This is a genomic window from Priestia sp. YIM B13490 (genome assembly GCF_042787735.1).
Lineage (GTDB): Bacteria > Bacillota > Bacilli > Bacillales > Bacillaceae_H > Priestia > Priestia megaterium.
In genome coordinates, this window is record NZ_JBHZOT010000007.1 from 43,085 (window position 1) to 59,605 (window position 16,521).

Consider the following 16,521-nt stretch of genomic DNA (forward strand, 5'->3'; position numbering starts at 1 on the left):
CTTTAAAATAAGGGGGAAATAAATTGAGTACAAGCTCTAAACTAACAGAACCCATTATCCGCGTTACCGATGTTTCAAAAGTATTTGGTCGCCAAAAAGAACAGGCTCTTAAGCTACGAGAAGCTGGAGAAAGTAAATATGAAGTCGAACAAGCTACTAAGACAACCGTTGCTATTTACAATGCTCATTTCGAAGTGAAAAAGGGAGAAACCTTTGTGTTAATTGGATTATCAGGAAGCGGGAAATCTACTTTACTTCGATGCTTGAACGGACTTGTAGAACCGACAGAAGGGACGGTATATCTAGAAAACAAAGATATTTCTCATATGCCAAAAAGACAACTTCAGGAAGTCCGGAGAAATAAAATTGGGATGGTCTTTCAAAATGTGGGCCTCCTTCCAAACCGCACCGTGATTGACAACATTACATTCGGTCTAGAGATACAAGGTGTATCAGCAAACGAAAGAGAAAAGCGAGGGAAAAAGGCCCTTGAAATGGTGGGCTTAAATGGACAAGCTTATAAAAGAATTTATGAACTATCAGGAGGTATGCAGCAGCGGGTTGGACTAGCGAGAGCTCTTGCTTCTGAACAGGAGATTTTGCTGATGGATGAGCCTTTTTCAGCTTTAGATCCTCTTATTCGAAGAGATATGCAAAAGCTATTTCTTGATATTCAGGGAGAAGTACAAAAAACAGTTATTTTTGTGACGCATGATTTAGATGAAGCATTAACTTTAGGCCACCGGGCTGCCGTGATGAAAGACGGGGAAATTGTACAGCTTGGAACCGCTGAAGATATTTTAAGTCAACCGGCAACCGGTTATGTAAAGCTGCTTGTTCAAGACGTTAATTACGGTAAAATTCGCCTTGCTAAAGACGCGGTGGTTCCGGTAGAAACGGCTGCCTATGAGTATGAATCACCGCAAGTCGTATTAAGAAGAATGAGAACCAATCATTTATCTACTATTTTTGTTCTTGATAGTGCTGACCGCTTATTGGGCTTAATGAGCATTTATACGGTGATGGAGCTGATAGAAGCTCATAAGCATGATTTAAAAGGAAAAGAAATGACACAGCCGCATTGTGTTAATCCCGATATGTCTTTACAAGAAATGATTCCTTTATTTACAGACAGTCATTCGCCTGTAGTCATTGTTGATAATCATCATCGCCTACAAGGTATGATTTCCCCAAGCACCCTTATTGCAAATCTCACTGAACGTACTGCAGTGACGGAGCAACAAGAAGTTAAGTCATATCAAATGGAGGTCCGATAAATATGATGGTAAATTCCGCGACGATTCCTCGTATTCCTTTAGATAAATGGGCAAACTCATTTGTTGATTACATGATTGATAGTTTTTCAGGTGTATTTACTGGAATCAACCAAATAATGACCAGCTTAATAAGCAGTCTCGAATGGGTATTGACCGCTTCTCCTCCGCTAGTAACGGTCATTGTTTTTGTTCTATTAGCGCTATGGTTAACAGATTGGAAGATAGCTGTATTTACGTGTTTTGGTTTACTTCTTATTATTAGCTTGAATTTATGGGAAGCATCGATGCTGACCTTATCTCTCGTTTTAGCTTCTACTATTATCTCACTTCTATTTGGCGTTCCTTTAGGCATATTATCACACCGCTTTAACAAAGTTGGAGCAGTGATAAAGCCCATTCTTGATATTATGCAAACAATGCCTGCTTTTGTTTACTTAATTCCGTCCGTACTTTTATTTGGATTAGGGAATGTTACAGCTCTTATTGCTACTTTTATTTTCGCAATGCCGCCTGCCGTTCGTCTGACGCTGCTTGGACTTCAGCAAGTTCCCCAGACCACTTTAGAAGCAGCAGAAGCTTTTGGAGCGACGGAATGGCAAAAATTAATTAAAGTCCAGCTGCCGCTCGCTTTGCCTATGATTATGTCGGGTGTAAACCAGGTTATTATGCTATCTCTTTCGATGGTTGTTATTTCTTCAATGGTCGGTGCAGGGGGCTTGGGTGCTGAGGTATTAAGAAGCATCAGTATGTTGGATGTAGGCTTAGGATTTATCGGCGGGATTGCAGTTGTCATTATTGCCGTTATTTTAGATCGTCTGACGCACCTTTCTACTCAAAAAAGAAAAGGTATTCAATCAAGTAAATAAAATGAATAAAGGTGGGAGTATATGAAACAATCAAAAAAATTTTCTTTTATTATGCTAACAATCGTCATTATGCTGCTTGTCTCCGCATGTGGTAATAGCAATACGGCAAGCAGCACGACGACTAAAAAAGAAATTACAATTGGATACATACCATGGGACGAATCCGTAGCTGTTACGTTTCTATGGAAGGAATTATTAGAGGAAAAAGGTTATAAAGTTAAAGCAGTTCAAAGCGACGTAGCTCCGCTTTTCTCAGGAATTGCTCAAGGAAACATTGATTTATTTTTGGATGTATGGATGCCGACCACCCATAGTTCTTATATGAAAAGATTTGGAAAACAAGTTGACGTGCTCGGTACTTGGTATGATCAAGCAGATAGCGGATTGGCCGTTCCCGACTACGTAGACGCGCAGTCACTAGCTGATTTAAAAAATAAGAAAGATGAGTTTAACGGAAAGATTATTAGTATTGAACCAGGATCTGGAATAAATGGTCTTACTAAAGATCATGCGATGCCAAGCTATGGGTTAAAAGACTGGAATTTAGTAGAAAGCAGCACAGCCGCCATGTTATCGGAATTAGATAAAGCCATTGCTAATAAAGAACCCATTGTTGTTACGTTATGGCGCCCGCACTGGGCTTTTGAAAAGTATAATCTCAGATACTTAAAAGATCCCAAAAATACGATGAATCCAACTGGACCTGAAAAAATACAGTCGATTAGCAAAAAGGCATTTAAAGAAGATTATCCAGAAGCAGCAAAGTGGCTGAAAGATTTTTCTATTAGTGCCGATCAACTAGCATCTTTAGAATCAGAAATTAACAGTGCAAAAGACGAAACAAAAGGTGTGAAAAACTGGATTTCTAAAAATAAAAAAGTGACGGAAAGCTGGGCAAAATAATAGAAGGAAAAGAAAAGGCTGTCTCATAAGTGAAGCTATTAACTTAGAGACGGTTTTTTTGTGGGAGAACTTTTTATCTGCAGCTTTTCTAACGGAGTAAGGTCGGTAAAAGCTCAATAAATGAAAGTTTTTTAACCTGATATGTAAATTAAAAAAATATATTTAAATTAAAAAAAGTGGCATTGCTTTCTACTATCCAAGTACAATTTAAATAATGAATGCTTTACGTTTCGCATGTAAGTATTTATTTATACCTATGTTGTCATAATTTATGTGATTCCCCAAAGCATAAATTACTTTTCATTACCTTATTGTGTACAAAAATAGTGTAAGATAGGCTCATGCTTTTAACAGCATGGGCCTATTTTTATAGACAGCTTGAAAATAGATATTTCCAAACTGGAAAATTAATCTTTCCCTCTTGTACAATAAATATTCTTCTGTACAAAAATAGAGTGTATAATAGGAATGTTGAATTGATAGGAAAAAGAGAGAAGCCCTATCAAGCAAAGGAAGATGGAGTGGAGAGTGTGTACTGAAAGTAAAATTGTCCAGCGGCAAAAATAAACATGTTTTTCGGATGCTTCTAGAAGAATATCTAGAATGAAAGTAGGAACATTATGGAAAAGAAAATGAGGTTTGGCATTAAATCCAAAATTATTATTGGATATTTAATTGTTATTGTCTGTTTATTTATTGCATTTATTGTTTTAAACAGTCAAATTTCATCTTTGCAAAAAGAACGAAATTTTATCATTGATCATGATATTGAAGTGCATGATCTGACCAATCGAATTGAAAAACACCTGCTCGATATGGAAACCGGACAAAGAGGCTATATTATTACAGGAGAAGCGAGTTACTTAGAACCTTATAACAGCGCAGCATCAAGTTGGGAAAAAGATTATAATGCACTGTATCAGCTTCTAAATAATAATCCAAATCAGCAGGAGAAACTGGAGAAGATTAAAGGAAGCATTCAAGACTGGATTGAAGCCGCTGGTGAACCGACCATTGCATTAAAAAAAGAAAATAATACAAAAGAGCTTCAGCAGTTTTTTGAGAAAGATCCTGGGCGCCAGTATATGGATGATATACGCAGCCAGTTTACTTCTTTTAGAAATGTAGAGAAAAAATCGACTGAAACAAGAGCAACAGAGTTAGACGAGAAAAATCAAAAAATTAAAATTGGACTTTACGGTTTGCTGTTATTTGTTACGCTTATTTCACTTGCTATCGCTATTGTTTTATCCAATTCCATTGTGAATACGATTAAAGAAGTTACGCAAACGATCAAACGAATTACGGCTTCAAAAGGCGAGTTAAAAGGAAGAATTAAAGTTCGATCTAATGATGAAATTAAAGATTTAGGGATAGCCACGAACGCGTTGTTAGAAAATATTGAAGAGCGAAACTGGCTGCAAACGAACATTGCTCATGCTGTAACGATGTACCAAGGCATAGCATCTGTAGACAAGCTTGCGGAAAAATTTCTCTTTACGGTTTCAGAAATGACAGGAGCTTCTTTCGGAGCATTTTATGTTCGAGAGGAAAATGATAAAGGAGATCTATTCGTCAAACAAGCTGCTTTTGCAGATAGAAAAGGCGACGCGGGAAGAGAGAGCTTTTTGATAGGCCAAGGGCTCATTGGACAAGCTGCTTTAGAAAAAAGAACCCTTGTCATAAACGATGTACCTGACACGTACCAGCTCATTGCTTCAGGATTAGGAGACGTAAAACCTAAGAGTATTTTTATTGTGCCCGTCTTATTTGAAGATGAAGTAATTGCAGTTATCGAGCTGGCATCGCTGCACGAATTTACAGTTTTAGAGCAAGAACTTATTAGTCAAGTGATTGAAACGTTTGGTCTCACTATCAATGGTGTAATCAGACGAATGGAAATTGCCCGTCTATTAAAAGAATCTCAGGCGATGACAGAAGAGCTCCAGGCTCAGTCTGAAGAACTTCAAACACAGTCAGAAGAACTGCAAATGCAGTCTGAAGAGCTGCGTATGATTAATGAACAGCTAGAAGAAAGAACGAAAGATGCAGAAGAAAAATCGTTTGAATTAGAGGCTGCAAAAGAAGATTTAGAAGAAAAAGCGCATCAGCTGGAATTGAATTCTCAATACAAATCTGAATTCCTTGCTAATATGTCGCACGAGCTTCGAACACCGCTTAACAGCATTCTTATTTTGTCTGAAATGCTTGAGGAAAACGCGGCTAAAACGCTATCTGAAGATGAAGAAGAATATGCTCGTATTATCCATTCTTCAGGAAAAGACTTGTTGGCATTAATCAACGACATCTTGGATTTATCAAAAGTAGAGTCTGGAAAACTAGATGTCTTGCTTGCTGAGATGAATATGAGTGAGCTTCCAGATCAAATTGAACGTAATTTCAGCCACGTTGCTGAACAGAAAAAAGTACAATTAAAAATTAATAAAGCACAAGATGTACCTGACATCATTCACACAGATGAAAAGAGATTCCAGCAAATTGTGAAAAATCTTTTATCAAATGCATTTAAATTTACGGAATCGGGATCTGTCACAGTATCTATTCAACGAGTAGCTGACCATCGTCTTACAACAGCTATGCGTACAGTGGATACGGATTGCTGGCTAGAAATAGCTGTAGCTGATACAGGGATTGGTATACCAAAAGAAAAGCATCAGCTTATCTTTGAAGCGTTTCAGCAGGCCGATGGAGCTACGGTTCGCAAGTACGGAGGAACGGGACTTGGCTTATCTATTTGCAGTGAGTTTGCAAAATTATTGGGCGGCTGGATTTCCCTAAGCAGTGAAGTAGGAAAAGGAAGTACGTTTACACTCTATCTTCCTAGTCTCTCTAACGGTCTTGTTGACTATGAAAAAGTAAATTTTGCATATGAAGAAGTAGCAGTATCTGTAGAAGAAGCTGAACCTGAAGCAGAAATAACTGAAATTGATCATCCTGTACAACCAGTTGAACCTTCATTACAAGATGATGAAAATGTATTTCAGGATAAGCGAGTGCTCATCGTAGATGATGACCAGCGCAACATCTTTGCCTTAAAAACTGCGCTAGCTAAACAAGGTATGAGCATTATGACAGCTCATAACGGAATAGAGTGTCTTGAAATGATGAAGAATAGTGAACCATTTGATCTCATTTTAATGGATATTATGATGCCGCAAATGGACGGATATGAAGCGATGCAGAAAATTAGAGGAGAGCTAAAGCTTGTTGATTTGCCTATTATTGCACTAACCGCTAAAGCGATGAAAAATGATCGTGAAAAATGCTTGGAAGCTGGAGCATCAGATTATATCAGCAAACCTTTAGATTTAAATCAGCTGTTCTCCGTTATGCGTGTATGGCTAGTAAATTAAGCGGGGTATGAAACATAAATGGATATGAAGCACCTAGACTTAAGTGAAGACTTAGTTATGAATAAAAAAACAGATTTGGAGATTGATTTACTGCTGACGGCTATTTATCGATTAACAGGATTCGATTTCAGACAGTACGCTAAATCTTCTATCTGTCGCCGGGTCTATAATCGAATGAAAATTGAACGTATTCCAACTGTGTCTCGATTGCTAGAAAAAGCGATTCACGAAGAAGAATTTATGAATCAGCTTTTAAATGATTTTTCGATAAATGTGACAGAAATGTTTCGCGATCCGAGCTTTTTTAAAGCATTTCGCACAAAAGTGATTCCGGTATTAAAGGATTATCCGGAAATTCGCATTTGGCACGCTGGCTGTGCAACGGGCGAAGAGGTATTTTCTATGGCGATTCTTTTAGAAGAAGAAGGGTTAATGGATAAAACGGTCATTTACGCAACCGATATGAACGAAGATGTATTAGAAAAAGCAAAACAAGGTGCCTTTTCTTTACGTAAAATGAAGTCATATACAAAAAATTATATTCAAGCCGGTGGAAAGAACGCCTTCTCAGAATATTATCAGACGGATCATCACTATGCATATTTTCATCCGTCGCTGTTAAAAAATATTATCTTTGCTCAGCATAATTTAGTCACGGATCAGTCATTTAATGAATTTCACGTCATCATTTGCCGAAACGTCCTTATTTATTTTACAGCTCAGCTGCAAAATCAAGTGTATAATTTATTTTCAGAAAGCCTTTGTGCAAAAGGATTTCTTGGGCTTGGTGATAAAGAAACGCTTCGCTTTGCTGAAGGAGCAGCTTCTTATATCGAGTTTGCAGGGAACGAGCGCATTTATCAAAAGCAATAAAAAAAGACCTCATTTATGAGGTCTTTTTTTATTGTGCTTGTGCTTGAATCATAAGCACGCACATATCATCAGGCTGATTTAACTTTTGTTCTTCTGAAAAAATTTCATTCATAAATGTCTGCGGATTTGTCCATTTTTGTTCAGTAAGCTTTTGAAGACGAAGGGCAGATTCATTTTCGCAAGGGCCCATTGATTCAAGAGCTCCGTCTGTAAATAGCAAAATTTGCACATCGTTCTCAAAGCTGACAACAGATTTCTGAACGTCCATTTCTTCAAAAAACCCTACAGGGCAGCTTCCTCGTTGAAGAGGAACAAGCGTATGTTCATCCACTAACATATAACCTTCTGGATGCCCGGCATTCACATATTCTACTGTCTTAGCTTCCGTATCAATCACTAAATAAATAGCAGTGAAATAGTAAGGGATTTCATCTTTTTCGCTGTGCAATAATTCCATGTAGCGATTCAACTCTGTAATAACCTGCTCAGGGTCTACGAGAGACTTGATAGCTTCTCTGAGCACAGACGAAATAAACATACAAACAAGCGAGGCAGAGATGCCGTGCCCCATCATATCAAAAAGGATAATTCCGTACCGGTGCTCGTCAATTTTGTGCCAATAGTACATATCACCCGCTAATTTAAAAGAAGGATAATATGAAACTTCCATTTGAATATCTTTCTCTCGTAGAGGGGGACTGAGTAAGTTTTGCTGTACGTGCGTAGCTAAATCTAACTCAGTTTGAATTTTCTTTTCATGTTCCGTGTGCCAGTCAATTTCTGCCTTAAGGCGTAAAGCTACCCGCATACGAGCCAGCAGTTCCACTTTATTGATCGGCTTTGTGACGTAATCTGTTCCACCGGCGTCTAGAGCTTCTACTAATTTGCTGCTGTCCTCTAGAGCTGTGACAAAGATAATTGGAATATGTTTTAAGCGTTCTACCTGTTGAATTCGCCTGCAGGCTTCGATTCCATCAATTTCGGGCATCATAATATCAAGTAAAATCAAATCGACCGAATTCGTTTTTGAGTTCTCATCGTCCAGGTTAAGATAGTCGAAAAGGGCATGGGCAGACGTAAGAGACACACAGTTATCGTAGCCAGCGCCTTTTAAAATTTTTTCAATCACAAATAGATTGACTTGATTGTCATCTACTAGAAGAATGGTCATGCTTTATTTCCCCTTATTATGTTTGAAGACTAATGATTGAATATGTAGTTTTCAAGCATTTTTATACTTTTTCTGTTTTTCTATTTATCTATTATACAGAAAAGACAGCGTTTAGGGTATTTTTTAAGATTATTCTTTTCTATTAAAAAAGTCATTCGTCCCCAGAAAAGGAGACAAATGACTTTTTATAGCAATTTGTATAACGCAAATATCCCGAAAGTCAGTACAACCGCTCCCGAAATACGATTTACCCAGATTAAGCTGTTATTCGTAAACTTCGAACGGGCAAGACTAATAGCAAAACTGAGCGAAAGCCACCAGCAGGCCGATCCTAAAAATACGCCTGCAACCATTGTCAAAGCAGAAGCAGCATCAAATGCTGATTTACTAATGCCTACACCAGAAAATACGCCAATAAAAAATAAGATCGTCATTGGATTCGTAACCGTTAAAAAAAGAACGGATGTATAAGAACGAAGTAAACCTTCTCCTCTAGCAGCGGCAGCGTGCTCTGCAGGTCGAGAACGAAAAGTTTGTACACCTAAATAACATAAAAATAATCCCCCAATCAGCTGAAGCCAAATCTTTTGGGTTAGTAAAAAGGTTGTAATGAACGTTAGGCCAAACGCAGCGATGCATCCATAAAGAGCATCTGCTGTAGCTGCTCCCAGACCAGATACAAATCCGTGTAATCGCCCTTTAGATAACGTGCGATTAATACATAAAATACCAATGGGACCGACGGGTGCAGCAACGGAAAAGCCGATCACTAACCCCTTTAGAAAATAAAATAAGTTCATCTTTTAAGTAGCTCCTAAGAAGTTTTTCTTTAGTATAGTACAAAAGCAATCGTGAATGAAGCCAATTTTGAGAAAGTTGTTAACACATATTTTTAGTCTGTTCGGGTACATCATAATGATGTTATAAAAAACATCACTAGCAAATTTATTTTAATCATTAAAAAGTTCAAAAACTAAATTATTTTACACAGAAAATTAAATGTAGTAAAATAATTCACTGTTACATATATAGAAAGATCTACCACTAAAAAGTAGTCATTCGTAATGAGATGAAGAGAGGTTAGTCATCATGAGTAATCTGTTTGCAAAAAAAGATGTTAACAAGCTGTTAGAGGAAAATGCGGCAAAAGAATCAACTAAGACACTAGGGTTATTTGATGTGATTTTGATGGGAGTAGGAGCAACTATTGGGACAGGAGTTCTGGTTATAGCAGGGTTAGTTGCCGCGAGGGATGCAGGGCCCTCGGTCTCCATTTCCTTTGTTATTTCTGCAGTAGCCTGTATTCTTGTTGCGCTGTGTTATGCAGAATTTGGTTCAGCTATTCCAAGTTCAGGAGGCGCATATACATACATATATGTTTCACTAGGAAAATTTGTAGCGCATTTGATAGGATGGTCCATCGTGGGATGCTATACGGTATCTTTAGCTTCCGTAGCGGGCGGATGGTCATCTTATGTGAATAATGTGCTTACTGAATTTGGTATTAGACTTCCTGAATCGTTCACGGCCATACCAAGCGGTGGAGGTATTATTAATCTTCCTGCGGTATTTATTGTGCTGTGCATGTCGTTTTTATTAACAAGAGGGGTAAAAGAAAGTAAAAAAATAAATAACTTAATGGTTTTAATCAAGATAGGTATTGTTCTTTTATTTGTAGCCGTCGGCGTCTTTTTTATTCATACAAATAACTGGCACCCATTTACTCCTTTTGGTGTGAAAGGAATCTTTGCAGGCGCAGCTTCCGTCTTTTTTGCTTATAACGGATTTGATGCCATTTCTACTTCGGCAGAAGAAGTGAAAAATCCGCACAGAAACTTGCCGCTAGGCATTTTGATTGCACTAAGTGTTTGTGCAGTCATTTACGTAGTAATTGCATTAGTATTAACAGGAATGGTTTCTTATAAAGAGCTAAACGTAGGTGATGCGTTGTCATATGCGCTCAATAGCGTAGGACAAGAATGGGCAGCGCTCATTGTATCTATAGGAGCGGTTATTGGTATTATGGCCGTCGTATTTGCTTATTTGTTTGTCGTGCCTCGCATACTGATGTCAATGAGCCATGATGGATTATTGCCGTCTCTTTTTGCGAAAGTAAACCGAAAAAACAGCGAACCTGTCATATCCACATGGCTTGTGGGCGCGTTAGGCGCTGTTGTAGCTGGTTTTGTTGATTTAAAACAGCTGGCAGATTTAGCGAATATGCTAGCGATTGTCACGTTTGCTGCCGTTTCATTTTCGATTTTGGTTCTGCGAAAAACTCAGCCTAACCTAAAGCGCGGTTTCAAAGTACCTTTTGTACCATTTATTCCGATTATTGCTATTCTTTGCTGTATCTTTCTCATGTTCAACTTATCAATGAAAACGTGGATGTATTCAATCGGCTGGATGCTGATTGGCGTCTTTATTTACGTTGGATACGGTAGAAATAAAAAGAGCGTTTAGCAAAAAAAGACTCTAAGCGAACAAGCTGGAGTCTTTTTTGTGTATATATTTATCTTGAAAGTGAGCTATGAACATAACGTAAAAATTAAAAATTTATTTGAGACATATGTCCTTTTTATTTTAGGAAATGTTATTGTTTAATAAAAGAAACCGTTATGATGGAGAGGAAAACATGAGGGAAATTACAAGTGAGAAACAGCTGATGGAGTATATAAATACTTATAAATTAGAGTCGGTTTTCAAAAAAGAGTTACTACCGCATTTGTCACTGTATGATGTCGACGCAGGGGAACGTCTTTGTTCTCAAGGAGATGCGTCCCACTGTTTGTACATATTGATGAAAGGCAAGGTTAAAGTTTATACCATATCGCCCGAAGGCAAGACGCTTGTTCTTTCTTTTAAACAGCCCCTGGAAGTAATAGGTGATATTGAGTACGTACAAGATGTTGATATTATGAATACGGTTGAAGCCGTTTCACCTTTAGTTGTTATTGGTATACCATACAAACGATTAAAACAGTATGCGAGCAAGGATCCACAGCTGCTGACGTTTTTATTGGAAATGCTCACAAAAAAGTTTTGCGCAAAATCGAACTCGCTAAGCTTTAATTTAATGTACCCAGTTGAAGTGCGGCTGGCTAGTTACTTACTCTCTATTTTTTGTGAAGAATCGCATTTGGTTATGAATCAAAAAACAGAAAGCTTAAAAGATATAGCTAATTTAATCGGAACGACTTACCGGCATTTAAATCGTGTTCTTCAGAAATTTGTAGCGCAAGGAGTTATTGAAAAAAAGAAAGGCTCCATTATTCTCAAAGATAAGGAAAAACTGAGCTGTCTAGCAAATGACAATATATACGAATAGAAAAAGCAATAGATTAGTTGAAGGGGAGAGAGAAGAATGAAAACATACCGAACGCTGCTATTTGACATTGATAATACACTTTTGGATTTTAACGCAGCCGAAGAGCAGGCTTTACAGCTTCTTTTTGCTAACCACGATATTCCGCTGACTGAGGAAAGCAAAAAACGTTATAGTTTGATCAACCAGGGGTTATGGACAGCTTTTGAAGAAAATAAAATAAGCCGTGAGCAAGTTGTAAATACCCGCTTTTCTACTCTATGTAAAGAATATGGAATAGAAAAAGACGGAAAGCTACTTGAAACAGAGTACCGAACATATTTGAACAATGGCCATCAGCTCATTGACGGAGCGTTTGAGGTAATTAAAAACCTGAGCTGTCACTATGAGTTATATGTTGTTACAAATGGCGTATCGGCTACGCAATATAAACGCCTTCAGGACTCAGGTCTATATCCTTATTTTAAAGAAGTATTTGTTTCAGAAGATACGGGCTTTCAAAAGCCTATGAAGGAATATTTTGATTGTGTTTTTTCACGTATAACAGAGTTGTCCGTACATGAAACATTAATTATTGGAGATTCTTTGAGTGCAGACATTCAAGGCGGGCAGCTGGCGGGTATTGACACGTGCTGGCTTAATCCTCAGAAAAAAAAGAATGATACAAATTGGAATTCAACCTATGAAATAGGAAGACTTCTAGAGCTTTATGACCTGCTGAACGTAAATAATGAAGTAGCTCCGGTACAAGTGTAAAAGTGTATAAACGTTAGAAAACGCAAAAAGTGCTAACCTTTTTTTAGAACAAAAAGGGTGGGCACTTTTTCTATTTTACGGCTTTCAAAGGCTTAAAATACGCTAGGGATATTGGTCTATAAATAGGATTGTTAAAGTAATCAATACAAATTTAAACAGTTTTATCTCAAAAGCAATAGGGTATTTTACCAATATCCCAGATAAAGTAAGTAACTAGGAGGTCGTAAAAGATGATTAATGGCAAAAGTTTATCTCGTTCAGGAAAGAGTTCATATAGAAGAGAAACAGCGGTTGGAAAAACAGGAATGGTAGCCAGTGCTCATCCAATTGCAACAGATGCCGGAGAACAAGTGCTAAGAGCCGGAGGCAATGCAATTGATGCAGCAATTGCCGTTCAGTTTGGGCTCAACGTTGGAGAGCCGATGATGACGGGTATTGGAGGCAGCGGCTTTTTTATGGTATACCACAATGAAAGCAAAACAACTAAAATTTTTGACGGGCATTCTCAGGCTCCTAAAGCAGCCTATCCTGAAATGTTTCTTGATGAAAATAAAGAAGTTATTCCGTTTAGAAAGCGTTCTACTCATGCAACGGCAATTGGAATTCCAGGGATTTTAAAGGCGATGGAAGCAGCTCGTAAAGAGTATGGAACAAAACCCCTTGCTGAATTGATTGAACCGGCTGCCAAAGCAGCAGAAGCAGGTGTGGAAACAAACTGGGTTCTTGGAGATATTTTAAAAACATATGCCTATCGACTAGGAGAACATGCTAAGCAGCTATATTCTCCAAACGGCAAGCCTATGCAAGAAGGAGATATGATTAATAAAAAAGATCTTGCTAAAACCTTCCGCATTCTTCAAGAGAAAGGTATTGAGGCTTTTTATGAAGGTGAAATTGCAGAAGCCATTATTTCAACGATCAAAGAGCACGGCGGTTTTATGGAACTGTCGGATTTGAAAGAATACCAGATTAAGATTGATGAGCCCGTGTGGGGAGATTATAAAGGATACCGAATTGCTTCTTCCAACATGCCTAGTGCAGGAGGAACCACCGTGCTGCAAATCTTAAAGATATTAGAGGACTTTGATGTGTCTCAGTACGACGTGAAATCTTGGGAAAAATATTATTTGTTTGCAGAAGCTATGCGTATTGCATTTTCAGATAAAATTGCATTCTCTGGAGATCCAGCCTACAGTGATATTCCACTAAAAGGGCTTTTAAATGATGAATATATAAAGGAACGTCAAAAATTGATTAATTGGAAGCATAAAAATGAGAAAGTTGATTTTGGCAACCCGTGGGATTATGAGAAAGGCCAAAAAGTGAACGTTGTGCGTCAGCCTTATGAACCTGAACGTGAGCTTAGTGAAACAACTCACTTCACGGTAGTTGACCGCTGGGGCAATATTGTCGCTTGTACATCAACTGTGGAACATCCTTTTGGTACAGGAATTATGGTTAAAGACCATGGGTTTTTACTCAACAACGAGCTTACTGATTTTGATGCTATTCCTGGAGGATTAAATCAAGCGGATGCAGGAAAGCGTCCGGTTAGCTGTAAAAGTCCAACCATCGTTTTTAAAGACAGCGAACCTGTACTTACTTTAGGGTCTCCAGGCGGACCAACGATTGTAGGGTCTGTGTTTCAAACGCTTATGAATGTCTTAGACTATGGAATGGATATAAAAGAAGCGATTGAAGAACCAAGAATTTTTAATAGTACAGGATCACTTATCGGTTGGGAAGCCGGAGTGGATATGAATGCCAAGGGAGAGCTAGAAGCCATGGGATTTAATTTTGGAGATGAGCCATTCCCAATCGGAAATGTTCAAGGTATTCAAATTGATAAAGAAACCGGCCGTTTATTTGGAGCAGCTGATTCTAGCCGTGAAGGAAAAGCAACTGGCTTAGACTCTTAATATTCAAAAAATGCATTATACGCTCTCTCTTTTTACAAAAGGGAGAGCGTATAATGCATTAAAAAAGATAAAAATGAGTAGGTAAAAAGAAGGAATATTTTTTTCTAAAAACATACTTTAGACCTTTATTATTATCATCCTAATCTTTAGAAAGGAAAAAGAATAGAACGTTTTCATATCCGGCTAATAAAAAAAAGTACTGATTTTTTCAAGAGATTGATGAAAATAGAATGGTCGGAAAGTATAAAAAACAGAATAGCGCTTTCAATGCTGGAAAGATAAAGTGTTTAATCATGTAGAAAGTATAAAACGCAACGGCTGGAAATCGTGGTTTGAAATATAAAAAAAGCCTTACACTTTTGTTGGAAAAACGGTTACATAAAAAAGGCCCTTACACGTAAACTTTGGTCCTAGTTACAGCTCAAGGAAAAAGATAAAAATGAGAAATAGCTACATTTGGCATGTTTGACTTTCGCCATTTATCCAAGTAATCTTTTGGTTGAACGGAACCGGTTCTGTTTTCGGATTTTTGATAGCTAATTGAATTAATAAATTTATATTCTTTACTAACACAAAAGGAGAAAACATATGAAAATGAAACGAGTTGCTAAGCATACAACTGCTGCTACATTGGCTGCAGCCCTACTAGTAGGCGGGGGATATCAAACATTTGCTAAAGGAAACGACAGCAAAGACTTTAATAATAGCTACGGAATTTCGCATATTACTCGCGATAATATGGTGAAAATTCCACAGCAGCAAAACAGTGATCAGTTTAAAGTTCCTGCTTTTGATGAATCAACTATTAAAAACATTGCTTCTGCTAAAGGAAAAAATGCATCCGGAAATACAATTGACTTAGATGTATGGGACAGCTGGCCATTACAAAATGCTGATGGAACAGTAGCGACTTATCATGGATATCAAATTGTGTTTGCCCTAGCAGGTGATCCAAAAGATTCGAATGACACGTCTGTTTATCTTTTCTATAAAAAAGCTGGAGACAAATCAATTGATAGCTGGAAAAACGCTGGAAGAGTGTTTAAAGACAGCGATAAATTCGTTCCAAATGACCCGCATCTTAAAAATCAAACACAAGAATGGTCTGGTTCTGCCACGTTAACAAAAGATGGTAAAGTTCGTTTGTTCTACACGGATTATTCAGGTAAACAATACGGAAAACAAACGTTAACGACAGCTCAAGTGAACATGTCTCAGCCAAACGATAATACGTTAAAAGTTGATGGAGTAGAAGATTACAAGTCAATCTTTGACGGTGACGGAAAGATTTATCAAACGGTTCAGCAGTTTATTGATGAAGGCGGTTATGACACAGGGGATAACCATACGCTAAGAGATCCTCATTACATAGAGGACAACGGACATAAGTATCTTGTTTTCGAAGCTAACACAGGAACAGAAGATGGCTATCAAGGCGAAGACTCTCTATATAACAGAGCATACTACGGAGGAAACAATCCTTTCTTCCAATCTGAAAAGAAAAAGCTTCTTGAAGGATCTAATAAAGAAAAAGCTTCTTTAGCAAACGGGGCTTTGGGCATTATTGAGTTAAATAATGACTATACGCTCAAAAAAGTAATGAAGCCGCTTATTACATCAAACACAGTTACAGACGAAATTGAACGTGCAAACATTTTCAAAAAAGATGGAAAATGGTACTTGTTCACCGATTCTCGCGGATCTAAAATGACGATTGATGGAATCGGACAAGATGATGTGTATATGCTAGGCTATGTTTCAAATACATTAACAGGAAAATATAAGCCTTTAAATGATACAGGATTAGTTCTTCATATGGATTTAGATCCTAATGATAAAACATTTACGTATTCTCACTTTGCTGTACCTCAAACAAAAGGCGATAATGTCGTTATTACAAGCTACATGACAAATAGAGGCTTTTATGAAGACAACCACTCTACATTTGCACCAAGCTTCTTAGTGAACATTGACGGTTCAAAAACATCTGTTGTAAAAGATCGTGTTCTTGAGCAAGGTCAGTTAACAGTAGATGAAGACTGAGCGCTTTGCAATAG

At 37.7% G+C, this 16,521-nt stretch carries 12 protein-coding genes; 10 read left to right on the forward strand and 2 right to left on the reverse strand.

What is annotated here, in order from left to right; all coding sequences use genetic code 11:
- Positions 1–23 precede the first annotated feature (23 nt).
- The 5 genes from ACFX4R_RS20275 to ACFX4R_RS20295 all read left to right on the forward strand — a co-directional run bounded on the left by ACFX4R_RS20275 (position 24) and on the right by ACFX4R_RS20295 (position 7,293).
- Positions 24–1,277, forward strand: coding sequence for a quaternary amine ABC transporter ATP-binding protein (locus tag ACFX4R_RS20275; protein ID WP_043979194.1), 1,254 nt, complete (start codon positions 24–26; stop codon positions 1,275–1,277).
- A 2-nt stretch (positions 1,278–1,279) separates the two neighbouring features.
- Positions 1,280–2,143, forward strand: coding sequence for an ABC transporter permease (locus ACFX4R_RS20280; RefSeq protein ID WP_043979191.1), 864 nt, complete (start codon positions 1,280–1,282; stop codon positions 2,141–2,143).
- A gap of 21 nt (positions 2,144–2,164) precedes the next feature.
- Positions 2,165–3,046 (forward strand): glycine betaine ABC transporter substrate-binding protein, encoded by an 882-nt coding sequence (locus tag ACFX4R_RS20285; RefSeq protein WP_377570159.1) that lies wholly within the window; start codon positions 2,165–2,167, stop codon positions 3,044–3,046.
- A gap of 620 nt (positions 3,047–3,666) precedes the next feature.
- Positions 3,667–6,420 carry a CHASE3 domain-containing protein gene (locus ACFX4R_RS20290; RefSeq protein WP_322551931.1) on the forward strand — a complete coding sequence of 918 codons (2,754 nt, stop codon included), beginning with the start codon at positions 3,667–3,669 and terminating at the stop codon, positions 6,418–6,420.
- 18 nt (positions 6,421–6,438) lie between these two features.
- The gene (locus ACFX4R_RS20295) at positions 6,439–7,293 is read left to right on the forward strand and encodes a CheR family methyltransferase (protein ID WP_013056253.1); all 855 of its coding nucleotides are present in this window, start codon (positions 6,439–6,441) and stop codon (positions 7,291–7,293) included.
- Between the two features lie 28 nt (positions 7,294–7,321).
- Here ACFX4R_RS20295 and ACFX4R_RS20300 read toward each other — a convergent pair whose 3' ends face one another.
- Together ACFX4R_RS20300 and ACFX4R_RS20305 are read right to left on the reverse strand one after the other, a co-directional pair.
- Positions 7,322–8,464 (reverse strand): SpoIIE family protein phosphatase, encoded by a 1,143-nt coding sequence (locus ACFX4R_RS20300; protein ID WP_028408099.1) that lies wholly within the window; start codon positions 8,462–8,464, stop codon positions 7,322–7,324.
- Between the two features lie 185 nt (positions 8,465–8,649).
- Positions 8,650–9,264 carry a LysE family translocator gene (locus ACFX4R_RS20305; protein WP_322551932.1) on the reverse strand — a complete coding sequence of 205 codons (615 nt, stop codon included), beginning with the start codon at positions 9,262–9,264 and terminating at the stop codon, positions 8,650–8,652.
- A gap of 289 nt (positions 9,265–9,553) precedes the next feature.
- Between ACFX4R_RS20305 and ACFX4R_RS20310 the strand changes: the two genes are divergently transcribed.
- The 5 genes from ACFX4R_RS20310 (at position 9,554) to ACFX4R_RS20330 (ending at position 16,507) form a co-directional block, all read left to right on the forward strand.
- Positions 9,554–10,927 (forward strand): amino acid permease, encoded by a 1,374-nt coding sequence (locus ACFX4R_RS20310; RefSeq protein WP_237074724.1) that lies wholly within the window; start codon positions 9,554–9,556, stop codon positions 10,925–10,927.
- A gap of 172 nt (positions 10,928–11,099) precedes the next feature.
- On the forward strand, positions 11,100–11,792 hold the full coding sequence (locus tag ACFX4R_RS20315) for a Crp/Fnr family transcriptional regulator (RefSeq protein WP_043979174.1): 693 nt from the start codon (positions 11,100–11,102) through the stop codon (positions 11,790–11,792).
- Between the two features lie 36 nt (positions 11,793–11,828).
- Complete coding sequence (locus ACFX4R_RS20320; RefSeq protein ID WP_165575337.1) at positions 11,829–12,545, forward strand: YjjG family noncanonical pyrimidine nucleotidase; 717 nt, start codon at positions 11,829–11,831, stop codon at positions 12,543–12,545.
- Between the two features lie 230 nt (positions 12,546–12,775).
- Entirely contained in the window at positions 12,776–14,464 is a 1,689-nt protein-coding gene (gene ggt / locus ACFX4R_RS20325) for a gamma-glutamyltransferase (protein ID WP_043979169.1), read from the forward strand.
- A gap of 588 nt (positions 14,465–15,052) precedes the next feature.
- Positions 15,053–16,507 carry a glycoside hydrolase family 68 protein gene (locus ACFX4R_RS20330; protein ID WP_043979166.1) on the forward strand — a complete coding sequence of 485 codons (1,455 nt, stop codon included), beginning with the start codon at positions 15,053–15,055 and terminating at the stop codon, positions 16,505–16,507.
- Positions 16,508–16,521: the final 14 nt, after the last annotated feature.

What these genes read in the sequence shown, in the direction of transcription:
- ACFX4R_RS20285 (WP_377570159.1), top strand. Translation starts at nt 2,165, where the DNA reads ATGAAACAATCAAAAAAATTTTCTTTTATTATGCTAACAATCGTCATT.
- ACFX4R_RS20310 (WP_237074724.1), top strand. Translation starts at nt 9,554, where the DNA reads ATGAGTAATCTGTTTGCAAAAAAAGATGTTAACAAGCTGTTAGAGGAA.
- ACFX4R_RS20280 (WP_043979191.1), top strand. Translation starts at nt 1,280, where the DNA reads ATGATGGTAAATTCCGCGACGATTCCTCGTATTCCTTTAGATAAATGG.
- ACFX4R_RS20315 (WP_043979174.1), top strand. Translation starts at nt 11,100, where the DNA reads ATGAGGGAAATTACAAGTGAGAAACAGCTGATGGAGTATATAAATACT.
- ACFX4R_RS20320 (WP_165575337.1), top strand. Translation starts at nt 11,829, where the DNA reads ATGAAAACATACCGAACGCTGCTATTTGACATTGATAATACACTTTTG.
- ACFX4R_RS20330 (WP_043979166.1), top strand. Translation starts at nt 15,053, where the DNA reads ATGAAAATGAAACGAGTTGCTAAGCATACAACTGCTGCTACATTGGCT.
- ACFX4R_RS20295 (WP_013056253.1), top strand. Translation starts at nt 6,439, where the DNA reads ATGGATATGAAGCACCTAGACTTAAGTGAAGACTTAGTTATGAATAAA.
- ACFX4R_RS20300 (WP_028408099.1), bottom strand. Translation starts at nt 8,464, where the DNA reads ATGACCATTCTTCTAGTAGATGACAATCAAGTCAATCTATTTGTGATT.
- ggt (WP_043979169.1), top strand. Translation starts at nt 12,776, where the DNA reads ATGATTAATGGCAAAAGTTTATCTCGTTCAGGAAAGAGTTCATATAGA.
- ACFX4R_RS20305 (WP_322551932.1), bottom strand. Translation starts at nt 9,264, where the DNA reads ATGAACTTATTTTATTTTCTAAAGGGGTTAGTGATCGGCTTTTCCGTT.
- ACFX4R_RS20290 (WP_322551931.1), top strand. Translation starts at nt 3,667, where the DNA reads ATGGAAAAGAAAATGAGGTTTGGCATTAAATCCAAAATTATTATTGGA.